This is a genomic window from Streptomyces sp. NPDC050856, assembly GCF_040653855.1.
Lineage (GTDB): Bacteria > Actinomycetota > Actinomycetes > Streptomycetales > Streptomycetaceae > Streptomyces.
In genome coordinates, this window is sequence record NZ_JBFAGV010000012.1 from 91,352 (window position 1) to 117,658 (window position 26,307).

Genomic DNA, 26,307 nt, shown 5'->3' on the forward strand with positions numbered 1-26,307 from the left:
CCATGACGAACGAAAGACTCCCCGATTGGGTACCGGCCAACGGTCTGCAACTCCGCCTCGCCGGCATCCACTTCGACGCCATCCGGGTACGCGGCGTCCGGGGCGAGGCCGTGCTGCACCACCTCGCCGACGCCACGGACGGGCGGCCGGGCCCCGTCGTGCGCGAGGTGGCCGGCGGGCGCTGGACGTACTTCCTGATTCCGCCCGGCAGCAGCAAGGAGCACACCTGGCCGCCCGGGGCGAGGTGCTTCGGACCGTGCGCGCGGGACCAGTACGTCGGCATCCCGGCCGCGCACGGCAACACCTATCCGCTGTCGTGGCGCTGCGGACCGCCCGTGGAGGGCGAGTTCGTGGACCCCGGACTGCTGCACGCGGTGGTCACCGCGCAGCTCTGCCGGCCTCCGGAGGAGTGAGGGGCGGACCGGGCGACGGGGTGTCGTGACCGATTCGCAACCGATTCCCTCCTTGACCGCGACCCATTAAGTGAGCATGTCATTACGCTCAGCACTCATGCCCGCATTCAGTGCTGACACCCCCCGCGAACCGGTTCTCCCCGTCTACGTCATCGGCGGCGGCCCCGGTGGTCTCGCCGTCGCCGCCGCCCTGCGCGAGCGTGGCGTGCGGACCGTCGTCCTGGAGAGGTCCGCCGCCGTCGGGGCCTCCTGGCGCGGCCACTACGACCGGCTCCACCTGCACACCACCCGGCGGCTGTCCGCGCTGCCGGGCCTCAGGATGCCGCGCTCCTTCGGGCGGTGGGTGGCGCGCGACGACGTCGTGCGGTACCTGGAGAAGTACGCCGAGGTGCACGACCTGGACGTCGTCACGGGCGTCGAGGTCACCCGGGTCGACGCGGTGGACGGCGGCGGCTGGCTGCTGCACGGCACGGGCGGGCGGCGGCTGACCGGGCGGGCGGTGGTCGTGGCCACGGGGCACAACCACACGCCGTACATACCCGACTGGCCGGGCCTCGCCGCGTACGGCGCCGCGTACGGCGGCGAGGTGCGGCACGCCGCCGAGTACCGGGACGCCGCCCCCTACGCGGGCAAGGACGTCCTGGTCGTGGGCACCGGCAACACGGGCGCCGAGATCGCGGTGGACCTGGCCGAGGGCGGTGCCGCCCGGGTGCGGCTGGCCGTCCGCACGGTGCCGCACATCGTGCGCCGCTCGACGGCGGGCTGGCCCGCGCAGGCCACCGGCATCCTGGTGCGCCGGCTGCCGGTGCGCCTGGTGGACGCCGTCGCCGCGGTGATGTGCCGGCTGTCGGTGCCCGACCTGTCGGCCCACGGCCTGCCGCGCCCGGACACCGGCCTGTACTCGCGGGTGCGCCAGGGCGCGATCCCGGTGCAGGACGTCGGACTGATCGACGCGGTCCGGCGCGGCCGGGTCGAGCCGGTGGCCGCGGTCGAGTCCTTCGAGGACGGCAAGGTCGTCCTGGCGGACGGCACCAGGCTCGCGCCGGACGCGGTGATCGCCGCGACGGGGTACCGGCGTGCGCTGGAGGGTCTGGTGGGGCACTTGGGCGTGCTGGACGACGCGGGCCGCCCGGTGGCCCACGGGCCCCGCACCCACGCGTGTGCGCCGGGTCTGTACTTCACCGGCTTCACCACCCCGATCAGCGGCACGCTCCGCGAACTAGCCATCGACGCCAGGAAGATCGCCAAGGCCGTGGCCTCCCGGCACCCTTCCTGACCCGCCTTCCGCTCGGTAACCTGACGCCGCGTCAATCTTGTTGGCGACGGGCAGGAGCGGCGGAACGATGCTTGGATCTACCCACGGCACCTTCACCACCGGTCCCGGCGCCCGGGTGGTGGCCTGCGGGCGGGCCCCCGGGAGCACCGTCCACGGCGTCACCGCGGCCGAGGGCGACCTCGACGTCAGCGGTCGCCCGCTGTACGCCCCCGTGCCCGAGCTGGACCGGCTCTTCCGGCCCGGGTCCGTCGCCGTGGTGGGGGCGTCCGACACCGAGGGCCACCCCGACGCGGCGCTCACCCGGTCGCTGCTGCGGTGGGCCGAGCGGGTCGGCGCCCGCCCGTACCCCGTGGGCCCGGCCCGCCCGTCGGTGTTCGGGGTGCCCTGCGTCCCCACCGTGGCGGACCTGCCCGAGCCGGTCGACGTGGCCGTGATCCTGGGTGGCGATCCGCTCACCGTCATCGGCGAACTGGCCGCCGCCAAGGCCGGTTTCGCCGTCGCCCTCGCGTCCGGGGCCACCGGGCCGGGCGAGGCGGGCGCCGCCGCCCGCGACGGGTCCGCGGCGGCCGCCGGGCGGCCCGGACCGCGACTGCTCGGCCCCGGTGGCGGCCTCGGCGTCTTCGCGGAGATCCGGGACGACCTCGACGGCCCCGCCATCGCGCTGATCACCCGCACGGCGCTCCAGGGCCGGTCCGTGCACACCCTCCAGGAGCTGGGCGTGCGCCTCTCCCACTGGGCGTGCACCGGCGACGGGGCCGACCTGGGGGCCGCCGACCTCATCGCGTACTTCACCGAGCGCCCCGAGGTCGGGGCCATCGCCTGCTACCTGGAGGGGATCGGGGACGGCCGCTCCTTCCTGCTGGCGGCCGACCGCGCGGCCCGCCGGGGCGTGCCGGTCGTCGCCGTGCGGGCCGGCCGCACCGCGACCGGGACCGGCCCCGCCACCGCCGGCGGTCCGGCCGGCGCGGACCAGGTGGTGGACGCGGCCATGCGGCAGTACGGCGTCGTCCAGGTGACCGCGCTCGACCAGCTCGGCGACACCGCCGCCCTGCTGGCCCGGGCACGCGGGCCGGTCGCCGAGGGCGTGGCGGTGTACGCGCCGGCGGGCGGCACGGGCGCGCACGTCGCGGACCTGGCGGCCGCGGCCGGGCTGGCGCTGCCGGCGCTGGCGCGGTCCCGGCAGGACGAGCTGCGCCGGTGGATACCCGGACACCTGGGGGTGGCCAACCCGGTCGACGGCGGTGCCGGGCCGGACGGCGACCGGCACCACCGGCGGATCATCGACACGATCCTGGCCGACCCCGCCGTCGGGGTGCTGATCTGCCCGGTCGGCGGGGCCTCTCCGGCCGGGGGCGAGGGACCGGCCCGGGACCTGGTGGCGGCCGCCCGGACCACGGACAAGCTGGTGTGCGCGGTGTGGGAATCGCCGCTCGGCACGGAACCGGCCTACCGCGAGACGCTGCTGGGCTCGTCGCGGGTGGCCACCTTCCGCACGGCCGGCAACTGCGTCACCGCCGTCCGGGCGTACCTGGACCACCACCGGTTCACCGCCGCCTACCGCTCCCCCTTCGACGAGGCGCCCCGCACGCCGTCCCCCTCGTACCGCAAGGCGCGGGCCCTGCTCCACCCGGGCCATCGCCTGAGCGAGCACGCGGCGAAGCAGCTGCTGCGGGCGTACGGCATCCGCGTACCGCGCGAGCAGTTGGTGACCAGCGCGGCGGCGGCCGTCCGGGCCGCGGGGCTGGTCGGGTATCCGGTCGTGATGAAGGTGTCCGCCCCGCAGCCGCCCCACAAGACCGAACTGGGCCTGGTGAAGGTCGGGCTCACGTCGGCGGGCCAGGTCAGGGACACCTACCGGGAGCTGATCGAGATCGCCCGCTACGAGGGCATCGGCCTGGAGGGCGTACTGGTCTGCCAGATGGTCGAGCGGGGTGTCGAGACCGCCGTGGGCGTCAGGCACGATCCGCTGTTCGGTCCCACGGTGACGGTGGGGCTGGGTGGCGCGCTCGCCGAGGTCCTGCCCGACACGGCGGTGCGGGTGCCGCCGTTCGGTGCGGAGCAGGCGCGGGCGATGCTCGGCGAACTGCCCGCGCGGACCCTGCTGGACGGGGTACGGGGCGCGCGCCCCAAGGATGTGGACGCGCTGGTCGAAGTGGTGCTGCGGGTGCAGCGGATGGCGCTGGAACTGGGCGGCGAGCTGGCGGAGCTGGCCATCGACCCACTGATGGTGCTGGAGCGCGGGCAGGGCGCGATGGCCCTGGACGCGCTGGCCGTCTGCCGCTGAACCCGCCGACGCGCTCACCCGCCTGGATCCGGGCGCGCTCGCCGTCCCGTCGGCGCCGGTGGGGCTGCGGCCCTGCCGCGTCCCGGGACGCGGCGCCGGGCGGCTGCCCGGGCCCGCCGCCCGGCGTGGCCGCCCGGCGCGGAGACCGCTGTTCACGGGTGGCGGTGCGCGCATGCGCGCATGCGCGCCCCGAGCCCGGCACGGCGACCGCCACCCGGCTCCGGCGCCCCTGTGGTGCTTCCCGCGCCCCGAAGGGCCGGCAAGCCTCCGCCGGCCGCGACCCGCACTCGCCGAGGGCCCCGGGCCCTCGGCGTCCCCTCGCCGCGAATCGCTCATCCCAGGGTCATCAGCCGGGCACCACCCGTCAACGACTCCCGGGAATTCCACTCGTCAAGCGGTATGAGTGACTGTGCGTGACGGATCGTCCAGGACGCGGGGCCTCAGGCCCATCGCTCCCGGGTCACGCATCCCGCCCACGGCCGGCGCGCCCCGGTCCACCTCGCACCAGATCCGCTTGCCGGCGCCTTCGGCCTGCCAGCCCCACCGGTCGGCGAGCCCGTCCACCAGCTCCAGGCCCCGGCCGTGGGTGTCGTCGCCGTCGGCGTGCCGCTGCCGCGGTGGCCGGGCGCTGACATCCGCCACCTCCACCCGTACCGTCCCGGCCTCCGCCGCGCCCGCCCCGAAGAGCATGCGCAGCACGGCCGGACAGCCGGTGTGCACCACGGCGTTGGTGACGAGTTCGGAGATGAGCAGCACCAGCGTCTCGGCCAGCGGCTCGTCCTCCCCTATCCCGGACCCGGCGAGGCGCGACCGCGCCCATCTCCGCGCCCTTCCGACCTCGGCCGGGTCGGGGTCGATCTCCAACTGAACCTGAAGCACCTGCACCGCTCACACCATCCATACCGGCGGACACATCGCCTCGCGCCTCACAGTGACAACAGTCGCAACAGCCGTCACTGAACGTGATTTCCTTGTGGGCCAGCATGGTTGACGTACAGTCACCGCAACAAGCGCTTCGGGCATATTCCAGCGCGAAGGAGTACGCGTCCTGCATACTGTGCGACGCGCACCGCGGGTAGTCGAACAGAGACGAACAGCCGTACCGCTCCGCCCGGCACCCGCGCGCGTCCCACGGGGCGCGGGCGCTACTCGCCGGGGTGGGTCTCGCGGGTGACGAAGTACCGGGCGAGAGCGCCCACCGCCTCCTCCTCGCCCACCCGGCCGGTCCGGTCGACGTCCAGCGCGTCGGCCGCGAGCGACGCGCTGTCCGCGTCGACGCCCAGGGCCACCAGCGCCCGTTCCAGCTCGGCGGTGCCGACCCGGCCCGCGCCCTCCTGGTCGGCGACGGCGAGCGCGGCGCGCACGAAGGGGCGGGCGATCTCGGCGAACCGGTCCGGGCTGTCACGCAGCCGCTTCACCGCGCCGTTGGCGAACTCGGCCCGGCTGACCCGCTGGTCGCCGTCCACGTCCGCGATGCCCGCGAGGCCCTGCCAGAACGCCTCGGCGCCGCCGGCCAGCGCCTGGCCCCGGTCCGAGCGGAACGGCGTGCCGAACTCCTCCAGCAGCCGGCCGGCCGCGGTCGTGAAGTCTTCCCGGGAGATGTAGCCGTTGCCGTCCTGGTCGAAGGCGGCGAACCGGGAGGTGACCCTGTGCTGGTACAACTGTTGTGCGTCCATGCCCGGGAGGGTACGACGTGGACCGGGCGCGGTCATCACGCGGACAGCGGCTCGGCCCGCTCAGCGGTCGCCGACTCGACGTCCGCGTACACCTCGAAGAGCCGGCGCACGCCCAGCGCGGCCAGCACCCGGTTGACGTGCGAGCCCTCCTCGGACCCCCGGGCCGGCAGGACCAGCCGCAGCCGGCCCCGGCAGGAGTGCAGCAGCCGGCGGGAGGCGATCAGCACCCCCACCCCGCTGGAGTCGCAGAAGAACACCTCCGACAGGTCGAGCACCACGTCGTGGCGGCCCTCGGCCACCGCGTCGTGGACGCGCCGCCGGACGACGGACGAGGAGACCAGGTCCAGTTCACCCCGGACCCGCAGCACCGTCCAGGTGCCGTGCTCGACTTCGTCCACCGTGAGCGTCACGCGCCGCACCCTTCGTCGACCGATACAACCGGAGGCAGTCGTTCCTGTCGCAGCTGCCCCACCCCTCACCCCATGAAACACGATGGGGCCCCGGCCGGCTCCCCCCTTTACCACCCCCGGCGTGCGGGGGGCGCACTTGCGACAAAGGGGAGTGCGTCGCCGGTGCCGACCACTACATTCGAAAGAAGTCGGGTCGGGAGGACTTGTCGTATGGCGAAGGACACACCACCGCGCTGGGACCGCCGGATGCAGCAGCGGCTGGCCCGCGGCGAGGCGGCCGCGCTCGGCGAGCTCTACGACCGGTTCGCCTCGCTGGTGCACAACACGGCCCACCGGGTGCTGGAGGACGAGGAGGCCGCCGACCGGATCACCCGCGAGGTGTTCGGCTACGTGTGGGAGAACCCGGACGCCTACGACCCCCGGCGCGAGGGCTCCATGCGGTCCTGGATCGCCAGGCTCGCCCGCAGCCAGGCCGTGCACCGGCTGCGCCAGCTCGAGACGGCGGCGCACGCGGAGCGCGGCGGGGGCAGCGCGGAGGAACTGGAGCAGAAGGTGCGCCGGGCGGCGGTGGCCGCGCGGGCGGACTACATCGTGACCTCCATGCCCGCGCCGCTGCGGGCCGCGCTGGAACTGGCCTACTTCCAGCGCCGGGACTACCGCCAGACCGCGGCCGACCTGGGAGTGACCGAGGACGAGGCGCGCCGGCGGCTGCGGCTCGGGCTGCAACTGCTGTCCACCGCCCACTCAAGGCCGCTGGAGGGCTCGCCGCCGCCCGGACCCGGGAACGCGCCGTGACCGGGCCGCTGGACGGGAACGGCCGGGACGACTGGTGGGGCGGCGGACGGGACGACGGGCGGGACGGGGACGAGGTGCGCGGCGTACCGCGCATACCGGGACCCAGACGAGCCGCCGACGACTACGACCCGCCGCCGCAGCTACCCGCGGCGCCCGAACCGGAGCTGCCGCCCGTGCCGTTGTCGTTGCCCCACAGCGTCCTGAAGTCCCTGCTCGGGGCGTGGGCCCTGGCCGCCTGCTCCACCGAGGAGACGGCCGCCGTCGAGGATCACCTGACCGAGTGCGCGCCCTGCGCGGAGGAGGCCCTGCGGTTGCGCGACGCGGTCGGGCTGCTGCACCACGAGCGGGACCTGGACCTCGACCCGCTGCTGCGCTCGCGGGTGCTGGAGAACTGCCTGGGCCGCCGCCCGGCCCGGGTCCCGGTGCCCGACTGGGCCGGCCCCTACGACGCGGAGACGGCCCGGCTCGACGCGCTGCTGCGGGACATCGGCGCGGCGGAGTGGCACGCCCCGGTCCGGCTGAAGTGGTTCGACGGCGAGCGGCCGGCGACCCGGCGGACCACGGTGGCCGGGGTCATCGGCCACCTGCTGGCGGTGGACGGCCTGGTCGCCTCCTCCCTCGGCCTGGACGACCCGGTGGGCGGGCCCGCGCCCGTCGCGCCGGCCGACCGCACCGAGGCGTACTGGCGGGAGGCGCAGCATCCGCCCACCCGGACGGTGCGCGGGCCCTGGCGCGATCAGAGCCACACCCTGATCCGCACGGTGTCCTTCGCCGGGCGCGGCGTGGCCGAGCTGTCCGTCTCGTACGGCGACTTCGCCCTGCCCCTGCGCGACTCACTGCTGGAGCGGGCCTTCGAGTGCTGGGTGCACGCCGACGACATCGCCAACGCGGTGGCCTACCCGTACGAGCCGCCCAGCGGCGCCCATCTGCACGGCATGGTCGACCTGGCCGCCCGGCTGCTGCCCGCCGCGCTCGCCCAGCGCCGCCGCGCCGGGCTCGCCGGTCCGGCCCGCCACCTGGTCACGGCCGGCTCCCCGGGCCGGTCGCTCCACCTGGAGGTCGAGGGCTCGGGCGGTGGCGACTGGTACATCCCGCTGGACTCCCCGGCCGCCCTCGGCTCGCCCGACCGGAGGGTCGCCCAAGTGGCGATGGACGGGGTCGAGTTCTGCCAGCTCGTGGCGGGGCACATCGCTCCGGAGGAAGCGGCGGCGGGCCAGGACGGCGACCGCGAGGCCATCAAGGACGTCCTCTTCGCGGCGGCCTCCCTCAGCCGCCTCTAGCCGCCCCACACGCGGGGCGGGCGGTGGCCCCGAGGGCGCGCGGGGCGCCCGGGGCCGGGCGCTACGGGAAGACGATCGTGCGCGTGCCGTTCAGCAGGATGCGGCGTTCCGCGTGCCACTTCACCGCGCGGGCCAGGGCCCGGCACTCCACGTCGCGGCCGACCGCCACCAACTGCTCCGGGGTGACGCCGTGGCCCACCCGCTCGACCTCCTGCTCGATGATGGGGCCCTCGTCGAGGTCCGCCGTCACATAGTGAGCGGTCGCGCCGATCAGCTTCACCCCGCGCGCGTGCGCCTGGTGGTACGGCTTGGCGCCCTTGAAGCTCGGCAGGAAGGAGTGGTGGATGTTGATGATCCGGCCGCTCAACTGCTTGCACAGGTCGTCCGAGAGCACCTGCATGTACCGCGCCAGCACCACCAGCTCGACGTTCTCCGCGCTCACCAGCTCCAGCAGCTCCGCCTCGGCCGCCGCCTTGGTGTCCTTGGTGACCGGGATGTGGTGGAAGGGGACGTCGTACGACGCGACGAGCTCGGCGAAGTCGGTGTGGTTGGAGACGACCGCCACGATGTCGACGGGCAGGGCGCCGATCCGGGTCCGGAAGAGCAGGTCGTTCAGGCAGTGCCCGAACTTGGACACCATCAGCACGACCCGCATGCGCTCGTCGGCGCGGTGGATCTGCCAGTCCATGCCGAAGGAGTCCCCGACGGCGGCGAAACCGGCCCGCAGCTTGTCCACGGTCACCGGTGCCTCGGCCGAGAAGTGCACCCGCATGAAGAACAGGCCGGTGTCCCGGTCCCCGAATTGCTGACTGTCCTCGATGTTGCAGCCGGTGATGAAGAGGTAGCTCGACACGGCGTGCACGATGCCCTGTTTGTCCGGGCAGGAGAGCGTGAGGACGTACTGGTCAGTCATCCTCGCAGGATGCCATATTCCGCCCGGTCCGCCCGCCGGCGGTCCGTCAGGCGGACCGGGTCATGATCCGCAGGACGTCCAGCGGGCGCGGCGGCGTGTCCGGGTCCTCGCCGTCGTTGACGGCCAGCCGGACATGGGCGTCACGGGCCGCCCGTACGGCCTCCGGCCATCCGTGGTGGCCCAGGTAGGCGGAGACGGGAGCGTCCGGTCCGACCTGGTGCATGATCCGCAGGACGCGCAGCACGGCGACGTCGACCAGCGCCGCCTCGCCCGAGTCGCGGAATATCGTCCCGACGTACTTCTCGGCGGACCAGTTGTCCAGCCAGGTGTCCTCGACCAGCCGGTAGACGGCGTCGGTGACGTCCCCGTACCCCTCCCGGCCGGCCAGCCAGCACTCCTGGTGGAACCCGGGGTCGGAGAGCATGTGCAGCGCCGAGCGCACATTGCAGCGCCAGCGCCGCCAGGGCATGTCATTGAGCGGCATGCCGCCCATGGTGGAGGAGCGGCGGCCGCGACGGGAAGAGTTCACGGAACTGGACACGTTTCGATCGTACGTTCCCCCACAGCGCGGCCCGGCCGCCCCCCGCAATTCACCTCGGGGTCACCGAGCGTTGAACCGTGCCCACCGCCGCGTTACCCATGAGGCGGAATTGTGCGGGAGCATGACCGGTAACGGCAGGCGACGTTCCCCTTACTCCCTCCTCCGCAGGGCCGCGACGGCTCTCGTCCCGGCCTGCCTCCTCGTCGGCTGCGGCGTGATCCCTGGTGCCACGGGGGGCGCCAGGGATCCCCTGACGGTGATGACCTGGGCGCCCGACGACACCCGGGCGACCAACATGCCCGGCATGCCGGCCATGGCGCAGGCGTACGCCCGCTGGGTCAACGCCGATGGCGGCATCGACGGCCACCCATTGCGCGTGCTGACCTGCAACGAGCGCAACACACCGGCCGGGGCCGCCGCCTGCGCCCGGCGCGCGGTCGCCGAGGGCGCGGTCGCCGTCGTCGGCTCGTACAGCCAGAACGGCCGCGCCTTCATGGCGCCGCTGGAGGCCGCCGGCATCCCCTACATCGGCGGGTACGGCGTCTCGGCCGACGAGTTCACCAGTTACCTCTCCTACCCGGTCAACGGCGGCCAGCCGGTGCTGCTGGCGGGCAACGGCATGCAACTGGCGGCCGTCTGCCGGCAGGTCTCCCTGGTGCGGCCGGACACGGTGACCGGCGACGACCTGCCGCACCTGCTCAACGCCGGACTGGCCGGCCGGGGCCGGCGCCCCGCCGCCGACATCAAGGCCGTCGAGGACGCCGGGCAGTACACCGAGGAGGCCCGGCAGGCCCGCCGGCGGGCCGGGGAGGAGGGCGGCTGCGTCTCCGCCGCGCTCGGCGAGCGCACCGCGAACTTCTTCGACTCCTTCCGCCGGCTGCCCGACGACGGCCGGAGCGTCAAGGTCTCCTCGGTGCTCGGCAGCGTGGACCAGCCGCTCGTGGACCGTACCGGCGGGCCGAACAGCCCCTTCGAGGGCGCGTACATCACCGGCTGGTACCCGGTCGCGGACGACGCCCGCTGGGACACCATGAAGAAGGTGATCCGCGAGCACGCCTTCGGCGACAACCGCATCGACCCGGCCGACGCGGGCGTCCAGACCACCTGGATCGCGTACACCGTCCTGCGCCGGGCCGTGGAGTCGCTCCACCGGGACGACATCACCGCCATCCGGGTGTCGCACGCCCTCGACCGGGGCGTGCGGGTCGACACCGGCGGCCTCACTCCCCCACTGCGCTGGCGCTACGAGGACATGCTCGGCACGCCGAGCTTCCCCCGCATAGTGAACCGGAACGTGACGTTCCAAGTCGTCCGCGAGGGGCGGCTGCTGTCCCAGCGGGACGGTTTCGTCGACACCGGACCGGCGCTGCACGCCGCTCCGGTCCGGTGAGCCGCCCGGCTCCGCCGGCGCGGCCCGGGCCGGCCCGGCGCCGACGCCGCCCCGGTCAGAGCTGCGTCGGCTGGCGCGGCGTCAGGCCGTAGGTGGTGGCGATGCGGTTCCACAGGCCGGCCGCCTGCTGCTTGGCCGCCGTCGCCTCGCCGCTGGCCCGGTTGGCCTGGGCGGTGTGCCCGGTGTTACGGGCGTGCCCGTCCTTGCAGCCCTTCTTGCCCTTCACCTGGGTCGCCCACACCGCGTAGTGGTCGTCCGCCGAAGCGGACGCCTGCCACGCCCTGGTGAGCGCGGCGCTCAGCGCGCTGTTGTCCGGCAGCTTGTCCACGGACAGCCCCTGAAGCTTCGTCACCAGTCCGCGCCGCTGTGCCGCCGCGCCGCGCAGATCGGCGGCGGCCTGGTCGAGGTTCTGGCACGCCTTGATGCTCTCGACGGACCTGATGACCGCGTCACGGCTGTTGTTGCTCTCGGCGAGCAGCCTGTCCAGCGCCTCGGCCTGGGTCCTGGCCGGGTCGGCGGCGGTCTGGGTGGAGGCGTCCGGGGCGGGCGAGGAGGCGGCGGCGACACTCGTGTTCTCGCTCCTGGCGTCGGTGTCCTCACCGCCACCGGCGCTGAGCAGCGCGCCGGCGCCAAGACCGACGACGGCGCAGCCGACCACGACGCCGGCGATGAGCGGCAGCTTCGAGGAGCGGCGCGCGGGCCGCTGCTCGTACTGCGGCTGCTCGGGCCGCGGCGGGGACGGCGCCGGGTCGGCGTACCGGGGCAGGTGCTGCGTGGCGCCGCCCGACTCCGCGCGGAACAGGCTGTCGAACTCGGCCGGAGGCTGCCGCTCGTCGGGCGTGCCGGGCCGGACGCCGTAGCCCTGCTGTGCCGCGACGGGCGGTATGTACTGTGTCGCGTCCGCGTCGGAGCCGGCGGCCGGCCGGGTGCCGAGGTACTGCGTGGACTCGGCCGGGTGCTCCGCCGGGAGCGGGCCGGCGCCCGGTGCGACGGGCGGCAGGTACCGCGTGGCGTCCGCGTCGCCCGCCCCGCGGGGCGCCTCCGGCGGCAGCGGCTGGGCGGCGGGCGCCCCGTACGGCTGCTGCTGGTAGGGGCCCGGCTGGGGCGCGGCCTGGTGCTGCGGGTAGGGGCCCGGCTGGGGCGCGGCCTGGTGCTGCGGGTAGGGGCCCGGCTGGGGCGCGGCCTGGTGCTGCGGGTACACCCCTTGCCCCTGGGGCGGCTGCTGCGGGTACCCGCCCGGCTGGGGCGGCTGCTGCGGGGAGTACTCGCCCGGCTGCTGCGGCTGCGGGTACTGCTCGCCCCGCGGGGCCCACTGGCCGTCCCAGGGGCGGCCACCGGCCGGTCCGGCGCCCTGCGCGCTCCAGGTCTCGCCGCCCTCGGCGGGCAGCACGACACCCTCGTGCGCGGGCCGCGCCGCGGGATGGTGCGGCTCCTGGCCCTGTCCGCTCTGCGTCACCGGGACTCCCACGTCTATACCTACGGAATCGTCGGCTCACGCTACCGGGTGCACCGAGCCCGGCGCACACATGTGTGGGCGCAGTAACAAGAACCCTTCCGTGGACGCTGTTCTACGGCCGGTGAACACCCTTGCCGTTAATCGGTTGTTCACCCCGGACACCGTCGCCGGGGCGGCCGCTGCGACCAGGTCCACGAGGCCGCCGCCGGTCGCCCGGGGGCTGCCTCCGCTTGGGGTGAAGTCCCTGCTCGGACCGCGCGGTCACCGGTTCGCGGGCTCCTCGCGGAGGCCGTGTCCGGGCCGGCTCCGCCCGGCGCGCGACGGGGTGCCCGCGTACCCCATGGCACGTGCAGAACCGATTAAAGACCTGGATCAACCACCCAAATGCCGCAACGGCATCACCCGATTGCCGCGCACCGGGACGAACCCTCACGGCGTTGGAGGGAATATGACAACAGCACGCGTTCCCGCCCCCTGTCCACGGCGCGCTCCCGGCGCCGACGCCCGTGCCGGCGACCGGGCGGTCCGGATGGGAGGGTGGATCTTCACCCCCGGCTCCGCCTATGTAGCGCCCGGTGCGAGCGCCACGCTGGACCGCGGAGGCCGACGCGTCGACCTGCGGTACTCCTCCTCGGTCCTGGAGGAGTTCCTGGCGGCGATGAGCGAGATCCAGGCCGACTTCGACAGACTGTCCCACACCGGGGACCCCGTCGGCGCGCACCGGGCCGGGCGGACCGGGCAGAGCTGTCATGCATGAGGGACGCGGCCGTCACAGCCGCGGTGGCCCCCGCCCGCCCGCCGCCTGGCCGGAACCGGAGCCGGTGACCGAGTACGGGACGTACGGGGAGTACGGAAGCCACGGGGACTACGGGACGTACGGGGAGTACGGGGAGTACGGCGCCTACGGGATGCTCCATCCCTCGGCCACACCGCGCCCCTTCCCCCCGCTCGACCCCCTGGACGTCACCTGGGACCCGGCGGAGGAACTGGCCCACCTCCTTGCCGAGACGTTTCCGCCGGCCGAGAGCACCGACACCCCGCCCGTCGACGACTCCCTGGCCGGGCTCGCCCAGATCACCGCCGAACTGCCGCCGGTGCGCAGCGCGGGCCCCGGGCACCGCCGCGCACCGGCTCGCAAACCCGTACTGAACCTGCTGCAGACGACCAGTTTCCTGATCGCGGCGGTCGCCGCCGTCATCGTGTCCATGGTCAGTGTCTTCGGCGGCATGGTGACCTACGACCCGCTGCGGCACATCGCCGAGCCCCGCACCCCCTACGACGCGGCCCGCTGGTGGCCCCTGCTGGTCTACGGGCCGTGGATGGTCGCCTCCCTGTCCATCCTGCGCGCGGCCCTGCACCAGCGCCGGGCGGTGCACTCCTGGGCCGTGGTCCTGCTCTTCTCCACCGTCGCCATGCTGCTGTGCGTGGCCGAGGCGCCCCGGACCTTCACCGACGCGGCGGCGGCGGCCCTGCCCTCGCTCGCGGCCCTGGCCTGCTTCCAGCAGCTCGTCCGGCAGATCACCCTGACCAGGCCGCCGCGCCAGTCCAACCCCCGGCACCGCAACCCCGCGCCACCGGCCGGCGGGCTGCGGCCGGCGAAGACGGCCGCCGGGGGCACCGCTCCACCGGCCGCCGAGAACGGCTCCGGTCCTCATGGCTCCACTTACCGCGGAGCCCCGTAACCCGGCATATGCCACTGCGTTGTGCGGGTGTCATGGGGGGCCGGTCCGCCGGCCCCTCGCCTCCGCCGACCAGCAAGAAAGGAGAACTGTTGTGGCAGACACGCTGCTGTGGATTTCCCTGGTCGTCGCCACGCTCTGCACCGCACTGGCCGCTCTGGCCCCACCGCCCACCAGCCGGATGCGGCGCACCGACCACCTCGAACTGCGGCGCCACCGGCACTTCAAGGACGTGCTGGCGGCACACTCGGCCGCGGCCGCGCAGCGCGCCGGGTACGACGGCTGCGCCGGGTACGACAGGTACGACAGGTACGACGGGTATGACGGGTACGGGGCCACGGCCGGCCACACGTGCGACTGCTCCCTCCCCCGCCCGCCCCGGGAGAGCCCCGCGCCGGCCGGCCTGTAGCGGCCGCTAGGCGGCCTGCAGTTCGAGGCGCGCGCCGAACTCGCGCACCGCCGCCTCGCTCGCGTAGGGCTCCAGACGCTGTTGCAGGTCCTCCAGGTACTCCGCGCCGCGCGACGAGCGCAGGGTGCCCAGGAGCTCCATCGCCCGTGTGCCGGTGTGGCAGGCCTGCTCCACCTCTCGCTGCTGGACCTGCGCGGTCGCCAGCAGGACCAGGCCGATCGCCCGGCGCCGCGCCCGCGACTCGGGGTGGCCGTCGACCGAGTCGGTGGCCGCCCGCGCCGCCGCGTCCGCCTGTCCCAGGTCCCGGTGGCAGTGGGCGAGTTCGTCGGCGAGGTAGGCGTGGTCGAAGTGGGCGATCCACGCCGGGTCGTCACCCGAGTCCGCGTCGGCCCGGTCCAGCGCGGCCACCGCGCGGCCCGCCACCTCCTGGCACACGCGCGCGTCCCCGAGCAGCGCGTGCCCCCGCGCCTCGGCCGCCAGGAACATCGCCTCCGTCCTCGGGGTGACGTGTCCCCGCGTGCCTTCCTGCGCCGCCCTGGCCAACTGGGCGATCTCCCGGGGGTTGCCGAGCTGGGCCGCCAAGTGGCTCATGGACGCGGCCAGGACGTACCCGCCGTAGCCGCGGTCACCCGCCGCCTGCGCGAGCCGCAGCGCCTGGATGTAGTACCGCTGCGCCAGGCCGGGCTGGCCGGTGTCCACCGCCATGTACCCGGCGAGTTCGGTCAGCCGGGCGACGGCGGCGAACAGTTGCCGCCCCACCGCCTCGCGGTAGGAACCGGACAGCAGCCCGGACACCACGCTGTTGAGGTAGTGCACCACCACGGGCCGTACGTGCCCGCTGCCGAACCGGTGGTCCAGGTCCACCAGGGCGGCGGTCATCGCCCGTACCGCCTCGACGTCGGAGGCGCCGACCCGGGCCCCGGCCTGCCGCGCCACCTGCGGGTCCGCGCCGGTGATCAGCCAGTCCCGGCTGGGCTCCACGAGCGCGGAGGCGGCCACCGTGGAACCGGACAGGAAGTCCCGGCGGCCCACGTCGCTGCGCCACAGCTCGCAGACCTGCTCGATGGCGCCCAGCACCGTCGGCGAGAACTGCAACCCGACGCCGGACGCCAGGTTCTTGCCGTTGGCCATGCCGATCTCGTCGATGGTGACGGTCCGTCCGAGCTTGCGGCCCAGCGCCTCGGCGATGATCCCGGGCGCCCGGCCGCGCGGTTGCTGGCCGCGCAGCCAGCGCGCCACCGACGTCTTGTCGTACCGCAGGTCGAGACCGCGCTCGGCGCCGACCATGTTGACGCGGCGGGCGAGCCCGGCGTTGGAGCAACCTGCTTCCTGGATGAGAGCCTGCAGCCGTTCGTTCGGCTGACGGGCCACGAGTGGCCTCGCTGCCATGACTACCCCCTGGTGCCGCGGTGATCAGTCCGCTGATCACTGCCCGGCGACTATGCGGACAATGCCGAATGTGAGGTTGGAATACCGAGGAAGAGCGAGGTAGAGCGGAAAATGCTGATACGTCGTGCCAACGTGGGAGACTGCCGTATTGGTGTGACTCCCGACTGTGGCTACCCACCCATCGCTCCCCCTCCCCACGCGCGCCCCCGCCGGTGCATCCATGCGCCCCGCATGGCGAATCGATGCTCCTCGGCCTCCCCTCCCGCGCCCCGTAACCCCGGATGCCACCCGTAGTTGAGCCTTTCCGTGGAAGAGACCCTCGGAGTCACCGAAGCCGCACAGATCCCCAAACAGCGAGGTGAGCAACTGCTGGACAGTGCCGTGCGGTATGCGGAAGAGCGGCACTGGGACGTGTTCCCCGGTACGTGGTTGGAGGCGGTCGGCGGCACCGAGCGGTGCAGCTGCGGCGACGCCAACTGCCCGGCGCCCGGCGCGCACCCGGCCCGGCCGGACTGGGCGACACAGGCCACGGGCAGTGCCGTGGCCGCGCGCCGGATGTGGGCCAAGCAGCCAACGGCGTCCATCCTGTTGCCGACCGGCCGTACCTTCGACGCGCTGGACGTGCCGGAGTCGGCGGGCTTCCTCGCGCTGGCGCGGATGGAGCGGATGGACCTGACGCTCGGCCCGGTCACCTGCACCCCGGACCGCCGGATGCTGTTCTTCGTGCTGCCCGGCGGCGCGGCCAAGGCGCCCGACCTGGTGCGGAAGCTGGGCTGGTCGGCGAGCGCCGTCGACCTGGTCGGACACGGCGAGGGGCAGTACGTCGCCGCCCCGCCGACCAGGGTCGGCGGGCACGGGGCGGTGCAGTGGGCACGCCGGCCCACCCCCGCCAACCGGTGGCTGCCGGACGTCGAGGAGCTGATCAGCCCGCTGGCGTACGCCTGCGGCCGGGACGCCGCGGCGGTGCGTGCCCGGCAAGGCTGACCAGCGGGAACTGCCGGTCTCCGACCCTCCCCCGCGCGATGGCCGCGTACATAGGGTGGGCCCCGTACCGGACGGGGACTACGGAGGGCAGTGACCATGCCGGACCAGACGACGACGGTGGACGCGGCGGGTGGGACGCCGGGTACGGCGCCGCCCGCCGTACGTGTCGAGGGGCTGTGGAAGCGGTTCGGTGAACAGGTGGCCGTCGCGGGAGTCGATCTGACGTTCCCGGCGGGCCGGTTCATCGGCCTGGTAGGGCCCAACGGCGCCGGCAAGACCACCACGCTGTCGATGGTGACGGGCCTGCTGCGCCCCGACGGCGGCCGGGTCGAGGTGGCCGGGCGCGACGTGTGGCGCGACCCGGTCGAGGTGAAGGCCAGGATCGGGGTACTGCCGGAGGGGCTGCGGCTGTTCGAGCGGCTGTCGGGACGGGAGCTCCTCGCGTACACCGGGCGGCTGCGGGGGCTGCCGGGTGCCGAGGTCGACAAGCGGGCGGCGCAGCTTCTGGAGGTGCTGGACCTCGCGGGGGCGCAGCACAAGCTGGTGGTCGACTACTCGACCGGGATGCGCAAGAAGATAGGCCTGGCCGCGGCGCTGCTGCACAACCCCGAAGTCCTGTTCCTGGACGAGCCGTTCGAGGGCGTGGACCCGGTGTCGGCGCAGACGATCCGGGGGGTGCTGGAGCGGTACACCGGGTCGGGGGCGACGGTGGTGTTCTCCAGCCATGTGATGGAGCTGGTGGAGTCGCTGTGCGACTGGGTCGCCGTGATGGCGGCGGGCCGGATCCGGGCGCAGGGCCCGCTGGCGGAGGTACGGGGCCAGGCGCCCTCGTTGCAGGCCGCGTTCCTCGAACTGGTCGGGGCCACGGGCCGGGACACGGGCGAGTCGCTGGACTGGCTGGGCGGTGGCCGGTGACGCTCACGGGGGTTTTCGTACGGCTGAAGCTGTCGCTGCTGCGCAGCGGGCTGCGGCGGTCGACGGGGCGCACCGCCGCGTATGTCACCTCGGCCGTCCTGGCGCTGCTGTTCGCGGCGGCCTTGCTGCTGGGGCTGGTGGCGCTGCGGGGCGAGGCGCACGCGGGCGCGCTGGTGGTGCTGCTGACCGGGATGCTGGCGCTGAGCTGGGCGGTGATGCCGCTGTTCTTCCCCGGCGGTGACGAGACGCTGGACCCGACCAGGCTGGTGATGCTGCCGCTGCGGCCGTCGCCGCTGGTGCGCGCGCTGCTGGTGTCCTCGCTGGTGGGCATCGGGCCGCTGTTCACGCTGTGTGTGGCGGTCGGTTCGGCCGTCGCGCTGGCGCACGGGGCGGCGGCGGTGGCGGTGGCGGTGTTCGCCGTGCCGCTGGTGCTGCTGGTGTGCGTGGCACTGGCCCGGGCGGTCGCGGCGGCCAACATCCGGCTGCTGACCTCCCGCAAGGGGCGGGACCTGGCGGTGCTGAGCGGTCTGGTGATCGCGGTGGGCGCGCAGTTCGTCAACTTCGGGGTGCAGCGGCTCGGCCGGGCCGGCGGCCTGTCGGCCCTGGAGCCGGCCGCCGAGGTGGTGCGGTGGATCCCGCCCGCGTCGGCACTCGGCGCGGTGGAGGCGGCGGGCGAGGGCGCGTACGGCATCGCCGCCGCACGCCTGTTGCTGAGCGTGGCGGCGCTGGCCGCGCTGCTGTTCGCGTGGCGGCGCAGTCTGGTGAAGCTGATGACGGCGCCGGACGGCTCGACCCTGGCGGCGGCCGGACCGTCCCGCCGCGACGGCCGGGCGTCGGCCTCCGGGCCAGGCAAGCTGTGGCCCCAGGGGCGCACGGGCGCGGTGATGCAGCGCACCCTGCGGTACGTGTGGCGTGATCCCAAGACCAAGGCGGCGTGGGTGACCTCGCTGGCGGTCGGCCTGATCGTGCCGCTATTCAACGCCCTGCAGGGCTCCGGGTCGGTCTACCTGGCGTGCTTCGCGGCGGTGATGCTCGGCGCGCAGACCTACAACCAGTTCGGCCAGGACACCTCGGCCTTCTGGATGGTCGCCATGACGATCTCCTCGGCACGGGACGCCTACCTCGAACTGCGGGCGCGCACCCTGGCCCTGCTGGTGATCACCCTGCCGTACATGGTGCTGGTCACCGTGGCGACGGCGGCGGTCCTGGGCGACTGGCGCGGTCTGCCGGACGCGCTGGGGGTGTCCCTGGCGGTGCTGGGCGCGATGCTCGGCACCGGCGCGGTCGCCTCCTCGCGCTTCCCGTACTCGATCCCGCAGGACAGCGCCTACAAGAACGTGGCGCCCGGGCAGGCGGGCCTGGCGTGGCTGTCCGTCCTGGGCGGCATGGTCGCGGCGGCCCTGCTGTCCGCCCCGGTGATCGCGCTGACGATCTGGCTGCACATGGCGGGCGCGGAGTCCTGGCTCTGGCTGCCGCTCCCGCTGGGCGCGGCCTGGGCGGTGCTGCTCACCTGGGCGGGCCTGCGGCTGGCCGCCCCGAGGACGGCGCGGCGCCTGCCGGAGATCCTGGCGGCGGTGAGCAGAGCCTGACGCCCCGGCCGCCGGTGGGGCGGGTGACCGGGGGACGCGTCAGCGGGCGGGGGCGGGATGGTGGTGACCGGTGGTCTCCTCCAGGAACGGCTCCACCGCCGCCCGCCAGCCGTCCGGCTGGTCGTAGTGGACGAGGTGGCCGGCGTCCGGCACCTCGGCGTACTGGCCGTGGGGCAGGACCCGGACCATCTCCTGGGCCTCGGCGCGGCCCAGTTCGCCGTCGAGACCGCGCACGACGAGGGTGGGGCAGCGGACCTGGGCGAGGGACTCCCAGTGGGCGTCGTGCACCCAGGTCTCGCGCGAGACGAGCATCTGGCGCCGGGAGAAGACGGGGCGCCAGCCGTCGGCGCGCTCGGCCATCACCTCGGCGAAGAAGTCACCCCGCGCGGGGTTGGGCCGCTCGGTCCAGGGGTCGTCCTCGCCGAACCACGTGCGCACCTCGGCGAGCGTGGCGAAGGGCAGGGGCCAGGAGTGGAACCAGTCCTCCCACTCCCGCTGGGACGCGGCGCCCAGGGCGGAGGCCCGCATGTCGCAGATGACCAGGGCACGGACCAGGTCGGGACGCTGGGCGGCCAGTTGCCACGCGGTCAGCGCGCCCATGGAGTGGCCGACGAGGGTGACGGGGGCCAGTCCGAGCTGCTGTATCGCGGCGGCGGCGTCGGCCACATAGGCCTCGCGGGTGAAGGGTCCTTCGGCCGGTTTGTCGCTGCGGCCGTGACCGCGCTGGTCGAGGGCGACGGCCCGGTACCGCTCGGTGAGCCAGCGGGCGGTGGAGGCCCAGTGCGCCGCACGGCCCATCAGACCGTGCAGCAGCAGCACCCCGGGCGCCCGGTCCGGCGCCCGGCCGGCGCCACCGGGCTCCGGGCCCTTGGGCGGGTCGGCGAAGTCCCACGCGGCGAGGCGTAAGCCATCGGCTCCGGTCAGGTCGATACGTCGCGCCATCCGGCCTGGCACCCCCTTCTGTCGGTCGTACGAGCCCGGTCAGACTATCGAACCTATATTCGAAAACGGGGGTCCGGGCCACAACACCGCTCGTTCGAGTGACACCGCTCAAGGGTTGACGGGCGCCGCCGAGGGGAGATCTTCAACGGGAGGCGGGCCACTCGGGGAAAAGGGCCCGACGGGAACGACCCTGGGAGCTCGGGGCTCCGGGTCGACACAGGGGAGGTGACGCCCCGGCGCCGCGATCGGGCGCCGGGGCGCTCCATGTGCCGGGGGTACGCGCGACGGCGAACGGCCGAGGCCATGGCACCCGCTCCCTCCCCGGTGCGGCGGCGGCCGTGGCCGGCGGCCCACACCCTCAGGTCATATGCCTGCACCCAGACTGGCACGCGAGGCCCCCGGGCGCTGCCGTTCCGTACGAAAGCGCGTTCCCCGACCGGACGGACCGGAGAAAAGGGCGCGGGGGGCCGGAAGGCGAAACCGGGGCGGGGAGCCGGGCCGGTGGCTACCGCTTGGCGACGAAGACGTGCGACGCGACATCGGCGCCGAGCTCGGCCGCCTCACCGCTGCTGCCGACCAGCACACCGCCGGGCGACTCGGTCACGCTCACCACCGAGCCGGGCTGCACACCCGCCCGCCGCAGCGTGTACATCAACTGGGCGTCGGTCTGGATCGGCTCGCCGATCCGGCGCACCACCACGGTCTTGCCGTCCGGGCCCGCGTCCAGGTCGGCCAGCGACACCATCCCCTCGTCGAGGAAGGCCTCGGACCCGGCCTGCTCGCCCAGCTCCTCCAGGCCCGGGATGGGATTGCCGTAGGGCGACTCGGTCGGGTGGCGCAGCAGCTCCAGCACCCGGCGCTCCACCGCCTCGCTCATCACGTGCTCCCAGCGGCACGCCTCGGCGTGGACCTGCTCCCACTCCAGGCCGATCACGTCCACCAGCAGGCACTCGGCCAGCCGGTGCTTGCGCATGACCCGGGTCGCCAGGCGGCGGCCCTCGTCGGTCAGCTCCAGGTGACGGTCGCCGGCGACCGTCACCAGACCGTCGCGCTCCATCCGCGCGACCGTCTGGCTGACGGTGGGACCGCTCTGGTCCAGCCGCTCGGCGATACGGGCGCGCATGGGCACCACGCCTTCCTCTTCCAGTTCGAGGATGGTGCGGAGATACATCTCCGTGGTGTCGATCAGTCCGGACATACGTGCCCCTCGGTGCTGTGGCATTCAAAGAATGGTGCGCTGGCCCTGTCTCAATTCTTGCGCATACCGCCGACAACCGTGCCGCGAGCGGTGCGGGACCGGCCATCGGACGGGATTGACAGAGCAATGGTCCGGACCGCAACGTGATCGGCGACACGACGACAAGGGGCAGGCGATGGGCGAGAGCAAGCTGGCCGGTCAGTTCTTCGACGCCGCGATCAGCCTGCTGCGGCGGGCCCGGGACGAGGAGGCGGAGAACATCGACGCGGCCGGGGCGGCCGTCGCCGACGCCGTCGCCGCCGGTGGCCGCCTGTTCGTCTTCGGCGCCGGCCACTCCTCGCTGGCCGCCCAGGACGTGGTCTACCGGGCCGGCGGGCTGGCTCCGGTGAACCTGCTCGCCGTGCCGGGGGTCGTCGGGGTCGACGTCATGCCGGCCACGCTCGGCTCGGCGCTGGAGCGGGTCGACGGCCTGGCGGGCGCGGTCCTCGACTCCTCGCCGGCCCGGGCGGGGGACGTGCTGATCGTCATCTCGCTGTCCGGCCGCAACGCCCTGCCCGTCGAGATGGCGATGAACGCGCGCGCCCTGGGCCTGACGGTCATCGGGGTGACCTCGCCGGCGTACGCGCGGGAGACCAGGTCCCGGCACGCGTCGGGCACGTTCCTGAAGGACCACTGCGACATCGTGCTGGACTCCAAGATCGCGGTGGGCGACGCGGAGCTCACCCATGAGTCGGTGGACGCGCCGTTCGCCCCGGCCTCCACGGTCGTGACCAGCGCGCTGATGCAGGCCACCATGGCCGCGGCGACCGAGCACCTGATCGCCCGCGGCGTCGAACCGCCCCTGCTGCGCTCGGGCAACGTGGACGGCGGCCACGAGTGGAACGGCCGGGTGATGGACCAGTACGCCGACCGCATCTTCTTCCGCCACTAGGGGTGTCTCGTCGATCGGGCCGGACGCCGCGAGCCCGGCGGGACACCCCCTAGCCCCTGCCGGGCCCGGCAGGGGCTAGGGGGCCCCTGCCGGGCCCGGCCCCGGGCCCCCGCGCGAGGTCCACCGACGCCGCCACCCGGGCGGCCACGCTCTCCGCGTACACCGCGTCGGGGCGCTCGAAGGCCGGCCGGTCGCCCGCGCGCAGGAACGTCACCACGCCCAGGGTCCGGCCCCGGCTGCGCAGCACCACGCACAGGGCGTGCACCGCGTCACCGGGCCACTGGTGGCCGGCCGCCCACTCCCGCGCCGGGCGCCCCCCGCGGGCGCTCGCGCGCACCGAGCCGGCGCGGTCCACCGCCCGCACCGCCGGGTGCCCCGCCGCGTACCGCACCGGGATGCCGGCGTCCGGCGTCCACGCCACGGGACCCGGCGCCCCGGTGGGAGTGGCCGCCGCGCGGACCAGGCGCTCACCCCGGGCCAGGTCCACCACGACGTGGTCGGCGAAGCCGGCCAGCGCGAAGTCCAGGTACACGGCCGCCGCCTCCAGGGGGTCCTCGCACTCGGCGGCGGCGCACCCGGCGCGGTGGAGCTGACTGGACCGGAAGCGCAGCCGGTCCGCCTCCTGCTCGGCGAGTCTGGACTCGGTGATGTCCTGGAACAGCCAGCCGACGCCCAGCGGAACCGGTTCCTCCGCGAGCGGCGAGGACAGCCGGACGAACCCGCTGCGCCAGCACCGCCGCCGCTCCCCGTCCGCCGTGCGCACGCTCACCCACAGGTCCGCCGGCGCGCCGGGAGCGCCCTCGGCCAGGACGTGCTGGAGGACTCCCTCCAGTTCCTCCACGCCCTGGAGGACCGCCTCCCCCAGCGGCCGGCCGAGCAGCGCCGTACGGGACGGGCCCAGGGCCCTGGCCGCGTACTCGTTCACCACGGTGGGCCGCAGGTCCACGTCGACGAGGACCACGCCCCAGGACACGTCCGCGAACAGCGCCTCGCTCAGCGCGATGGACCGCTCCAGGTCGATCTGCGCGTGGACCTCGCTGAACGCGCAGTACACCCCGGCCGGGGTGCCGTCCGCGCCCCGCACGCCGGCCGACTGGGCCCGTACCAGGACCCGGCCGCCGTCCGCGCGGAGCAGCGGGAACTCGTGGACCTGGCGCCCGGGCGCGTCCATCGCGGCCATCAGCCGGGCCCGCACCTCACCGGCGTCCGCGCCGCGGGCCGCCCACCCGGCGAACCCGTGCCGCCCGACGGCCTGCTCGGCGCTCCAGCCGAGGATCCGCTCGGCCTCCCGGTTCCAGTGGGTGATCACCCCTTCGGCGTCGAACGCGCACAGCGCGGCGTCCATCCCGTCGAGCAGCGCGGCGAGCAGGTCCGCTCCCGGGGCCGCCCGCCCCGGCTCGTCGGGGCCGAGCGCACTGGCTGCCTCGCTCCTGGACGCACTCATCCCGGCACCCCCCGCAGGACGTGTACTGATGTGCAGACGCACCACCGCCATTCAACTGGAACGTGACTCAGGACACACCCCGTTCCGGTAAATCCCGTCGGCGGAAATTCCCTTGTCCGGCGCCGGGTCGCTGCCTAGGGTGGGTCCCACGTTGGAAAGGAGGTGGTTCGGTAGTGATTTCCCACCGGACAAGCGAGGTGGCTGCGGGCTAGTCGGCCCGTCGTCGCACTCCGTGCACATCGGCAGGCCACCTGCCGAAATCCCAGCAGTCACCGACCCGTGGGCTCGCCGGTACGTCCGGCCGGCTTCCTCTCCGGAGGGACCCGAGCCCACGGGTTCCTGCCGTTCAGGGGCAGAGCCGCTCCACCCGCCAGGCCGTCCCGGCGCCGTCCCGCACGTACCGCAGCCGGTCGTGCAGCCGGTTCTCGTGGCCCTGCCAGAACTCCACCGCCTCGGGGGCGACCCGGAACCCGCCCCAGTGCGGCGGCACCGGTACCCGCTCGCCCTCGGGGTAGCGGGCCGCCAGCTCCTCGTACCGGGCCAGCAGCTCCGCCCGCGAGCCGATCACCGAGGACTGCTCACTCGCCCAGGCACCGAGCTGGGAGCCGTGCGGGCGGGTGCGGAAGTAGGCGGCCGTCTCCTCGGCGGACACCCGGGAAGCGGTACCGGTGACGACGACCTGGCGGGCGATCGGGTGCCAGGGGAAGAGCAGGGAGACGTACGGATTGCTCTCCAGCTCCACGCCCTTGCGGGAGCCGTAGTTGGTGAAGAAGACGAAGCCCCGCCGGTCGTAGTGCTTGAGCAGCACCGTGCGGGACGAGGGGCGGCCGTCGGGGGAGGCCGTGGAGACGACCATGGCGTTGGGCTCGGGGATCGCGGCGGCGGCGACCACCTCCCGGAACCAGCGGTCGAACTGCTCGACCGGCTCCGGCGCGAGAGCGGACTCCACGAGCTCGGCGGTCCGATACTGCTCGCGCATGTCGGCCGGGTCCACTGCCGCGGGGGCGAGGGCTGCGGGGTCGAGAGCGTCGGTCACGGAGCCATCCTGCCGCAGAAGGCCAGCTTGCCCGGCACGGAGTGGCGCTAATCCCGCCGACGGGTTCGGCGCAGTGTGCCGGATGTCACGCTTCCCCGCATCGGGGGAACCCGACAGACTCATGGGCTGGGTCACTGTTCTCTTCCTACGATCCCGACGACACCGCTGGGTGACCATCCGCGGTGGGGGCGGCAGGGAACACACACCGCAACCCGTCGCACACATCACGAGGAGCCGCCTGATGTCCGACTTCGTACCCGGACTCGAGGGAGTCGTCGCGTTCGAGACGGAGATCGCCGAACCGGACAAGGAGGGCGGCGCTCTCCGGTACCGGGGCGTCGACATCGAGGAGCTGGTCGGTCACGTCTCGTTCGGGAACGTCTGGGGCCTGCTGGTCGACGGGGCGTTCAACCCCGGCCTGCCGCCCGCGGAGCCGTTCCCGATCCCGGTGCACTCCGGGGACATCCGCGTCGACGTCCAGTCCGCGCTGGCCATGCTCGCCCCGGTGTGGGGTCTGAAGCCGCTCCTCGACATCGACGAGGAGCGCGCCCGCGACGACCTGGCGCGCGCCGCGGTGATGGCGCTGTCCTACGTCGCCCAGTCGGCGCGCGGCCAGGGCCTGCCGATGGTGCCGCAGAGCGAGATCGACAAGGCCCAGTCGGTGGTCGAGCGGTTCATGATCCGCTGGCGCGGTGAGCCGGACCCCAAGCACGTCAAGGCCGTCGACGCCTACTGGACGTCCGCCGCCGAGCACGGCATGAACGCCTCGACGTTCACCGCCCGGGTCATCGCCTCGACCGGCGCCGACGTGGCCGCCGCCCTGTCCGGCGCGGTCGGCGCGATGTCCGGCCCGCTGCACGGCGGGGCGCCCTCCCGCGTCCTGGGCATGATCGAGGAGATCGAGCGCACCGGTGACGCCACCGCGTACGTCAGGCGGGCCCTGGACAAGGGCGAGCGGCTGATGGGCTTCGGCCACCGGGTCTACCGCGCCGAGGACCCGCGCGCCCGGGTGCTGCGGCGGACCGCCAAGGAGCTGGCCGCGCCGCGCTTCGAGGTGGCCGAGGCCCTGGAGAAGGCCGCCCTGGAGGAGCTGCACGCCCGCCGCCCGGACCGGGTGCTGGCCACGAACGTGGAGTTCTGGGCCGCGATCGTGCTGGACTTCGCCGAGGTCCCGGCGCACATGTTCACGTCCATGTTCACCTGTGCCCGCACGGCCGGGTGGAGCGCCCACATCCTGGAGCAGAAGCGCACCGGCCGGCTGGTGCGCCCCTCGGCCCGGTACGTGGGGCCGGGTACGCGCAGCCCGCGCGAGATCGCCGGCTTCGAGGACATCACCGGCTGACGTCCGGTGCGCCGG

24 protein-coding genes and 1 pseudogene are annotated in these 26,307 nt (G+C 74.2%); 14 read left to right on the forward strand and 11 right to left on the reverse strand.

Features of this window, described 5'->3' with window-relative positions; genetic code table 11:
- Positions 1–2: 2 nt before the first annotated feature.
- The 3 genes from AB0H53_RS13965 to AB0H53_RS13975 all read left to right on the forward strand — a co-directional run bounded on the left by AB0H53_RS13965 (position 3) and on the right by AB0H53_RS13975 (position 3,973).
- Complete coding sequence (locus AB0H53_RS13965; RefSeq protein WP_362111358.1) at positions 3–413, forward strand: hypothetical protein; 411 nt, start codon at positions 3–5, stop codon at positions 411–413.
- A 97-nt stretch (positions 414–510) separates the two neighbouring features.
- Entirely contained in the window at positions 511–1,689 is a 1,179-nt protein-coding gene (locus AB0H53_RS13970; protein ID WP_362111361.1) for an NAD(P)/FAD-dependent oxidoreductase, read from the forward strand.
- Between the two features lie 67 nt (positions 1,690–1,756).
- Positions 1,757–3,973 (forward strand): acetate--CoA ligase family protein, encoded by a 2,217-nt coding sequence (locus tag AB0H53_RS13975; RefSeq protein ID WP_362111364.1) that lies wholly within the window; start codon positions 1,757–1,759, stop codon positions 3,971–3,973.
- Between the two features lie 390 nt (positions 3,974–4,363).
- Here AB0H53_RS13975 and AB0H53_RS13980 read toward each other — a convergent pair whose 3' ends face one another.
- The 3 genes from AB0H53_RS13980 to AB0H53_RS13990 all read right to left on the reverse strand — a co-directional run bounded on the left by AB0H53_RS13980 (position 4,364) and on the right by AB0H53_RS13990 (position 6,059).
- On the reverse strand, positions 4,364–4,858 hold the full coding sequence (locus AB0H53_RS13980) for an ATP-binding protein (protein WP_362111367.1): 495 nt from the start codon (positions 4,856–4,858) through the stop codon (positions 4,364–4,366).
- A 260-nt stretch (positions 4,859–5,118) separates the two neighbouring features.
- The gene (locus AB0H53_RS13985) at positions 5,119–5,649 is read right to left on the reverse strand and encodes an EF-hand domain-containing protein (protein ID WP_362111370.1); all 531 of its coding nucleotides are present in this window, start codon (positions 5,647–5,649) and stop codon (positions 5,119–5,121) included.
- Between the two features lie 35 nt (positions 5,650–5,684).
- Positions 5,685–6,059 carry an STAS domain-containing protein gene (locus tag AB0H53_RS13990; RefSeq protein WP_362111373.1) on the reverse strand — a complete coding sequence of 125 codons (375 nt, stop codon included), beginning with the start codon at positions 6,057–6,059 and terminating at the stop codon, positions 5,685–5,687.
- Positions 6,060–6,269: 210 nt separating this feature from the next.
- Between AB0H53_RS13990 and AB0H53_RS13995 the strand changes: the two genes are divergently transcribed.
- Positions 6,270–6,854 (forward strand): sigma-70 family RNA polymerase sigma factor, encoded by a 585-nt coding sequence (locus tag AB0H53_RS13995; protein ID WP_362111376.1) that lies wholly within the window; start codon positions 6,270–6,272, stop codon positions 6,852–6,854.
- Positions 6,855–6,946: 92 nt separating this feature from the next.
- The gene (locus AB0H53_RS14000) at positions 6,947–8,134 is read left to right on the forward strand and encodes a zf-HC2 domain-containing protein (protein WP_362111573.1); all 1,188 of its coding nucleotides are present in this window, start codon (positions 6,947–6,949) and stop codon (positions 8,132–8,134) included.
- A 61-nt stretch (positions 8,135–8,195) separates the two neighbouring features.
- On the opposite strand, the gene purU is transcribed toward AB0H53_RS14000, so the two are convergent.
- Positions 8,196–9,047, reverse strand: coding sequence for a formyltetrahydrofolate deformylase (gene purU / locus AB0H53_RS14005; RefSeq protein ID WP_362111379.1), 852 nt, complete (start codon positions 9,045–9,047; stop codon positions 8,196–8,198).
- Positions 9,048–9,093: 46 nt separating this feature from the next.
- The gene (locus AB0H53_RS14010; RefSeq protein WP_362111576.1) at positions 9,094–9,540 is read right to left on the reverse strand and encodes a hypothetical protein; all 447 of its coding nucleotides are present in this window, start codon (positions 9,538–9,540) and stop codon (positions 9,094–9,096) included.
- 169 nt (positions 9,541–9,709) lie between these two features.
- Here AB0H53_RS14010 and AB0H53_RS14015 point away from each other — a divergent pair, with 169 nt between their 5' ends.
- Positions 9,710–10,978 carry an ABC transporter substrate-binding protein gene (locus AB0H53_RS14015; protein ID WP_362111382.1) on the forward strand — a complete coding sequence of 423 codons (1,269 nt, stop codon included), beginning with the start codon at positions 9,710–9,712 and terminating at the stop codon, positions 10,976–10,978.
- 55 nt (positions 10,979–11,033) lie between these two features.
- On the opposite strand, the gene AB0H53_RS14020 is transcribed toward AB0H53_RS14015, so the two are convergent.
- Positions 11,034–12,434, reverse strand: a complete 1,401-nt coding sequence (locus tag AB0H53_RS14020; RefSeq protein ID WP_362111385.1) for a hypothetical protein — start codon at positions 12,432–12,434, stop codon at positions 11,034–11,036.
- A gap of 529 nt (positions 12,435–12,963) precedes the next feature.
- On the opposite strand from AB0H53_RS14020, the gene AB0H53_RS14025 reads away from it, so the two are divergent.
- The 3 genes from AB0H53_RS14025 to AB0H53_RS14035 all read left to right on the forward strand — a co-directional run bounded on the left by AB0H53_RS14025 (position 12,964) and on the right by AB0H53_RS14035 (position 14,522).
- Positions 12,964–13,191, forward strand: coding sequence for a hypothetical protein (locus AB0H53_RS14025; RefSeq protein ID WP_362111388.1), 228 nt, complete (start codon positions 12,964–12,966; stop codon positions 13,189–13,191).
- 151 nt (positions 13,192–13,342) lie between these two features.
- Positions 13,343–14,116, forward strand: a complete 774-nt coding sequence (locus AB0H53_RS14030; protein ID WP_362111579.1) for a DUF2637 domain-containing protein — start codon at positions 13,343–13,345, stop codon at positions 14,114–14,116.
- 91 nt (positions 14,117–14,207) lie between these two features.
- On the forward strand, positions 14,208–14,522 hold the full coding sequence (locus AB0H53_RS14035) for a hypothetical protein (RefSeq protein WP_362111391.1): 315 nt from the start codon (positions 14,208–14,210) through the stop codon (positions 14,520–14,522).
- Between the two features lie 587 nt (positions 14,523–15,109).
- Here AB0H53_RS14035 and AB0H53_RS14040 read toward each other — a convergent pair.
- A pseudogene (locus tag AB0H53_RS14040) lies at positions 15,110–15,214 on the reverse strand (hypothetical protein); the annotation flags it as partial.
- 1,003 nt (positions 15,215–16,217) lie between these two features.
- Between AB0H53_RS14040 and AB0H53_RS14045 the strand changes: the two are divergent.
- The 3 genes from AB0H53_RS14045 (at position 16,218) to AB0H53_RS14055 (ending at position 19,399) form a co-directional block, all read left to right on the forward strand.
- Positions 16,218–16,895 carry a bifunctional DNA primase/polymerase gene (locus AB0H53_RS14045; protein ID WP_362111394.1) on the forward strand — a complete coding sequence of 226 codons (678 nt, stop codon included), beginning with the start codon at positions 16,218–16,220 and terminating at the stop codon, positions 16,893–16,895.
- 96 nt (positions 16,896–16,991) lie between these two features.
- The gene (locus AB0H53_RS14050) at positions 16,992–17,810 is read left to right on the forward strand and encodes an ABC transporter ATP-binding protein (protein WP_362111397.1); all 819 of its coding nucleotides are present in this window, start codon (positions 16,992–16,994) and stop codon (positions 17,808–17,810) included.
- Positions 17,807–19,399 (forward strand): transporter, encoded by a 1,593-nt coding sequence (locus AB0H53_RS14055; RefSeq protein ID WP_362111400.1) that lies wholly within the window; start codon positions 17,807–17,809, stop codon positions 19,397–19,399. Before AB0H53_RS14050 ends, AB0H53_RS14055 begins: the two co-directional genes overlap by 4 nt.
- A 39-nt stretch (positions 19,400–19,438) precedes the next feature.
- Here AB0H53_RS14055 and AB0H53_RS14060 read toward each other — a convergent pair whose 3' ends face one another.
- Complete coding sequence (locus AB0H53_RS14060) at positions 19,439–20,341, reverse strand: alpha/beta hydrolase (protein WP_362111403.1); 903 nt, start codon at positions 20,339–20,341, stop codon at positions 19,439–19,441.
- A 505-nt stretch (positions 20,342–20,846) separates the two neighbouring features.
- The gene (locus AB0H53_RS14065) at positions 20,847–21,539 is read right to left on the reverse strand and encodes a metal-dependent transcriptional regulator (RefSeq protein WP_362111406.1); all 693 of its coding nucleotides are present in this window, start codon (positions 21,537–21,539) and stop codon (positions 20,847–20,849) included.
- Positions 21,540–21,714: 175 nt separating this feature from the next.
- Here AB0H53_RS14065 and AB0H53_RS14070 point away from each other — a divergent pair, with 175 nt between their 5' ends.
- Entirely contained in the window at positions 21,715–22,470 is a 756-nt protein-coding gene (locus AB0H53_RS14070; RefSeq protein ID WP_362111409.1) for an SIS domain-containing protein, read from the forward strand.
- 49 nt (positions 22,471–22,519) lie between these two features.
- Here the strand turns inward: AB0H53_RS14070 and AB0H53_RS14075 are convergent, their stop codons facing one another.
- Positions 22,520–23,914 (reverse strand): PAS domain-containing protein, encoded by a 1,395-nt coding sequence (locus tag AB0H53_RS14075; RefSeq protein ID WP_362111412.1) that lies wholly within the window; start codon positions 23,912–23,914, stop codon positions 22,520–22,522.
- A gap of 346 nt (positions 23,915–24,260) precedes the next feature.
- Complete coding sequence (gene pdxH / locus AB0H53_RS14080; RefSeq protein WP_362111582.1) at positions 24,261–24,893, reverse strand: pyridoxamine 5'-phosphate oxidase; 633 nt, start codon at positions 24,891–24,893, stop codon at positions 24,261–24,263.
- A 298-nt stretch (positions 24,894–25,191) separates the two neighbouring features.
- Between pdxH and AB0H53_RS14085 the strand changes: the two genes are divergently transcribed.
- Positions 25,192–26,292 (forward strand): citrate synthase 2, encoded by a 1,101-nt coding sequence (locus tag AB0H53_RS14085; RefSeq protein WP_362111415.1) that lies wholly within the window; start codon positions 25,192–25,194, stop codon positions 26,290–26,292.
- Positions 26,293–26,307: the final 15 nt, after the last annotated feature.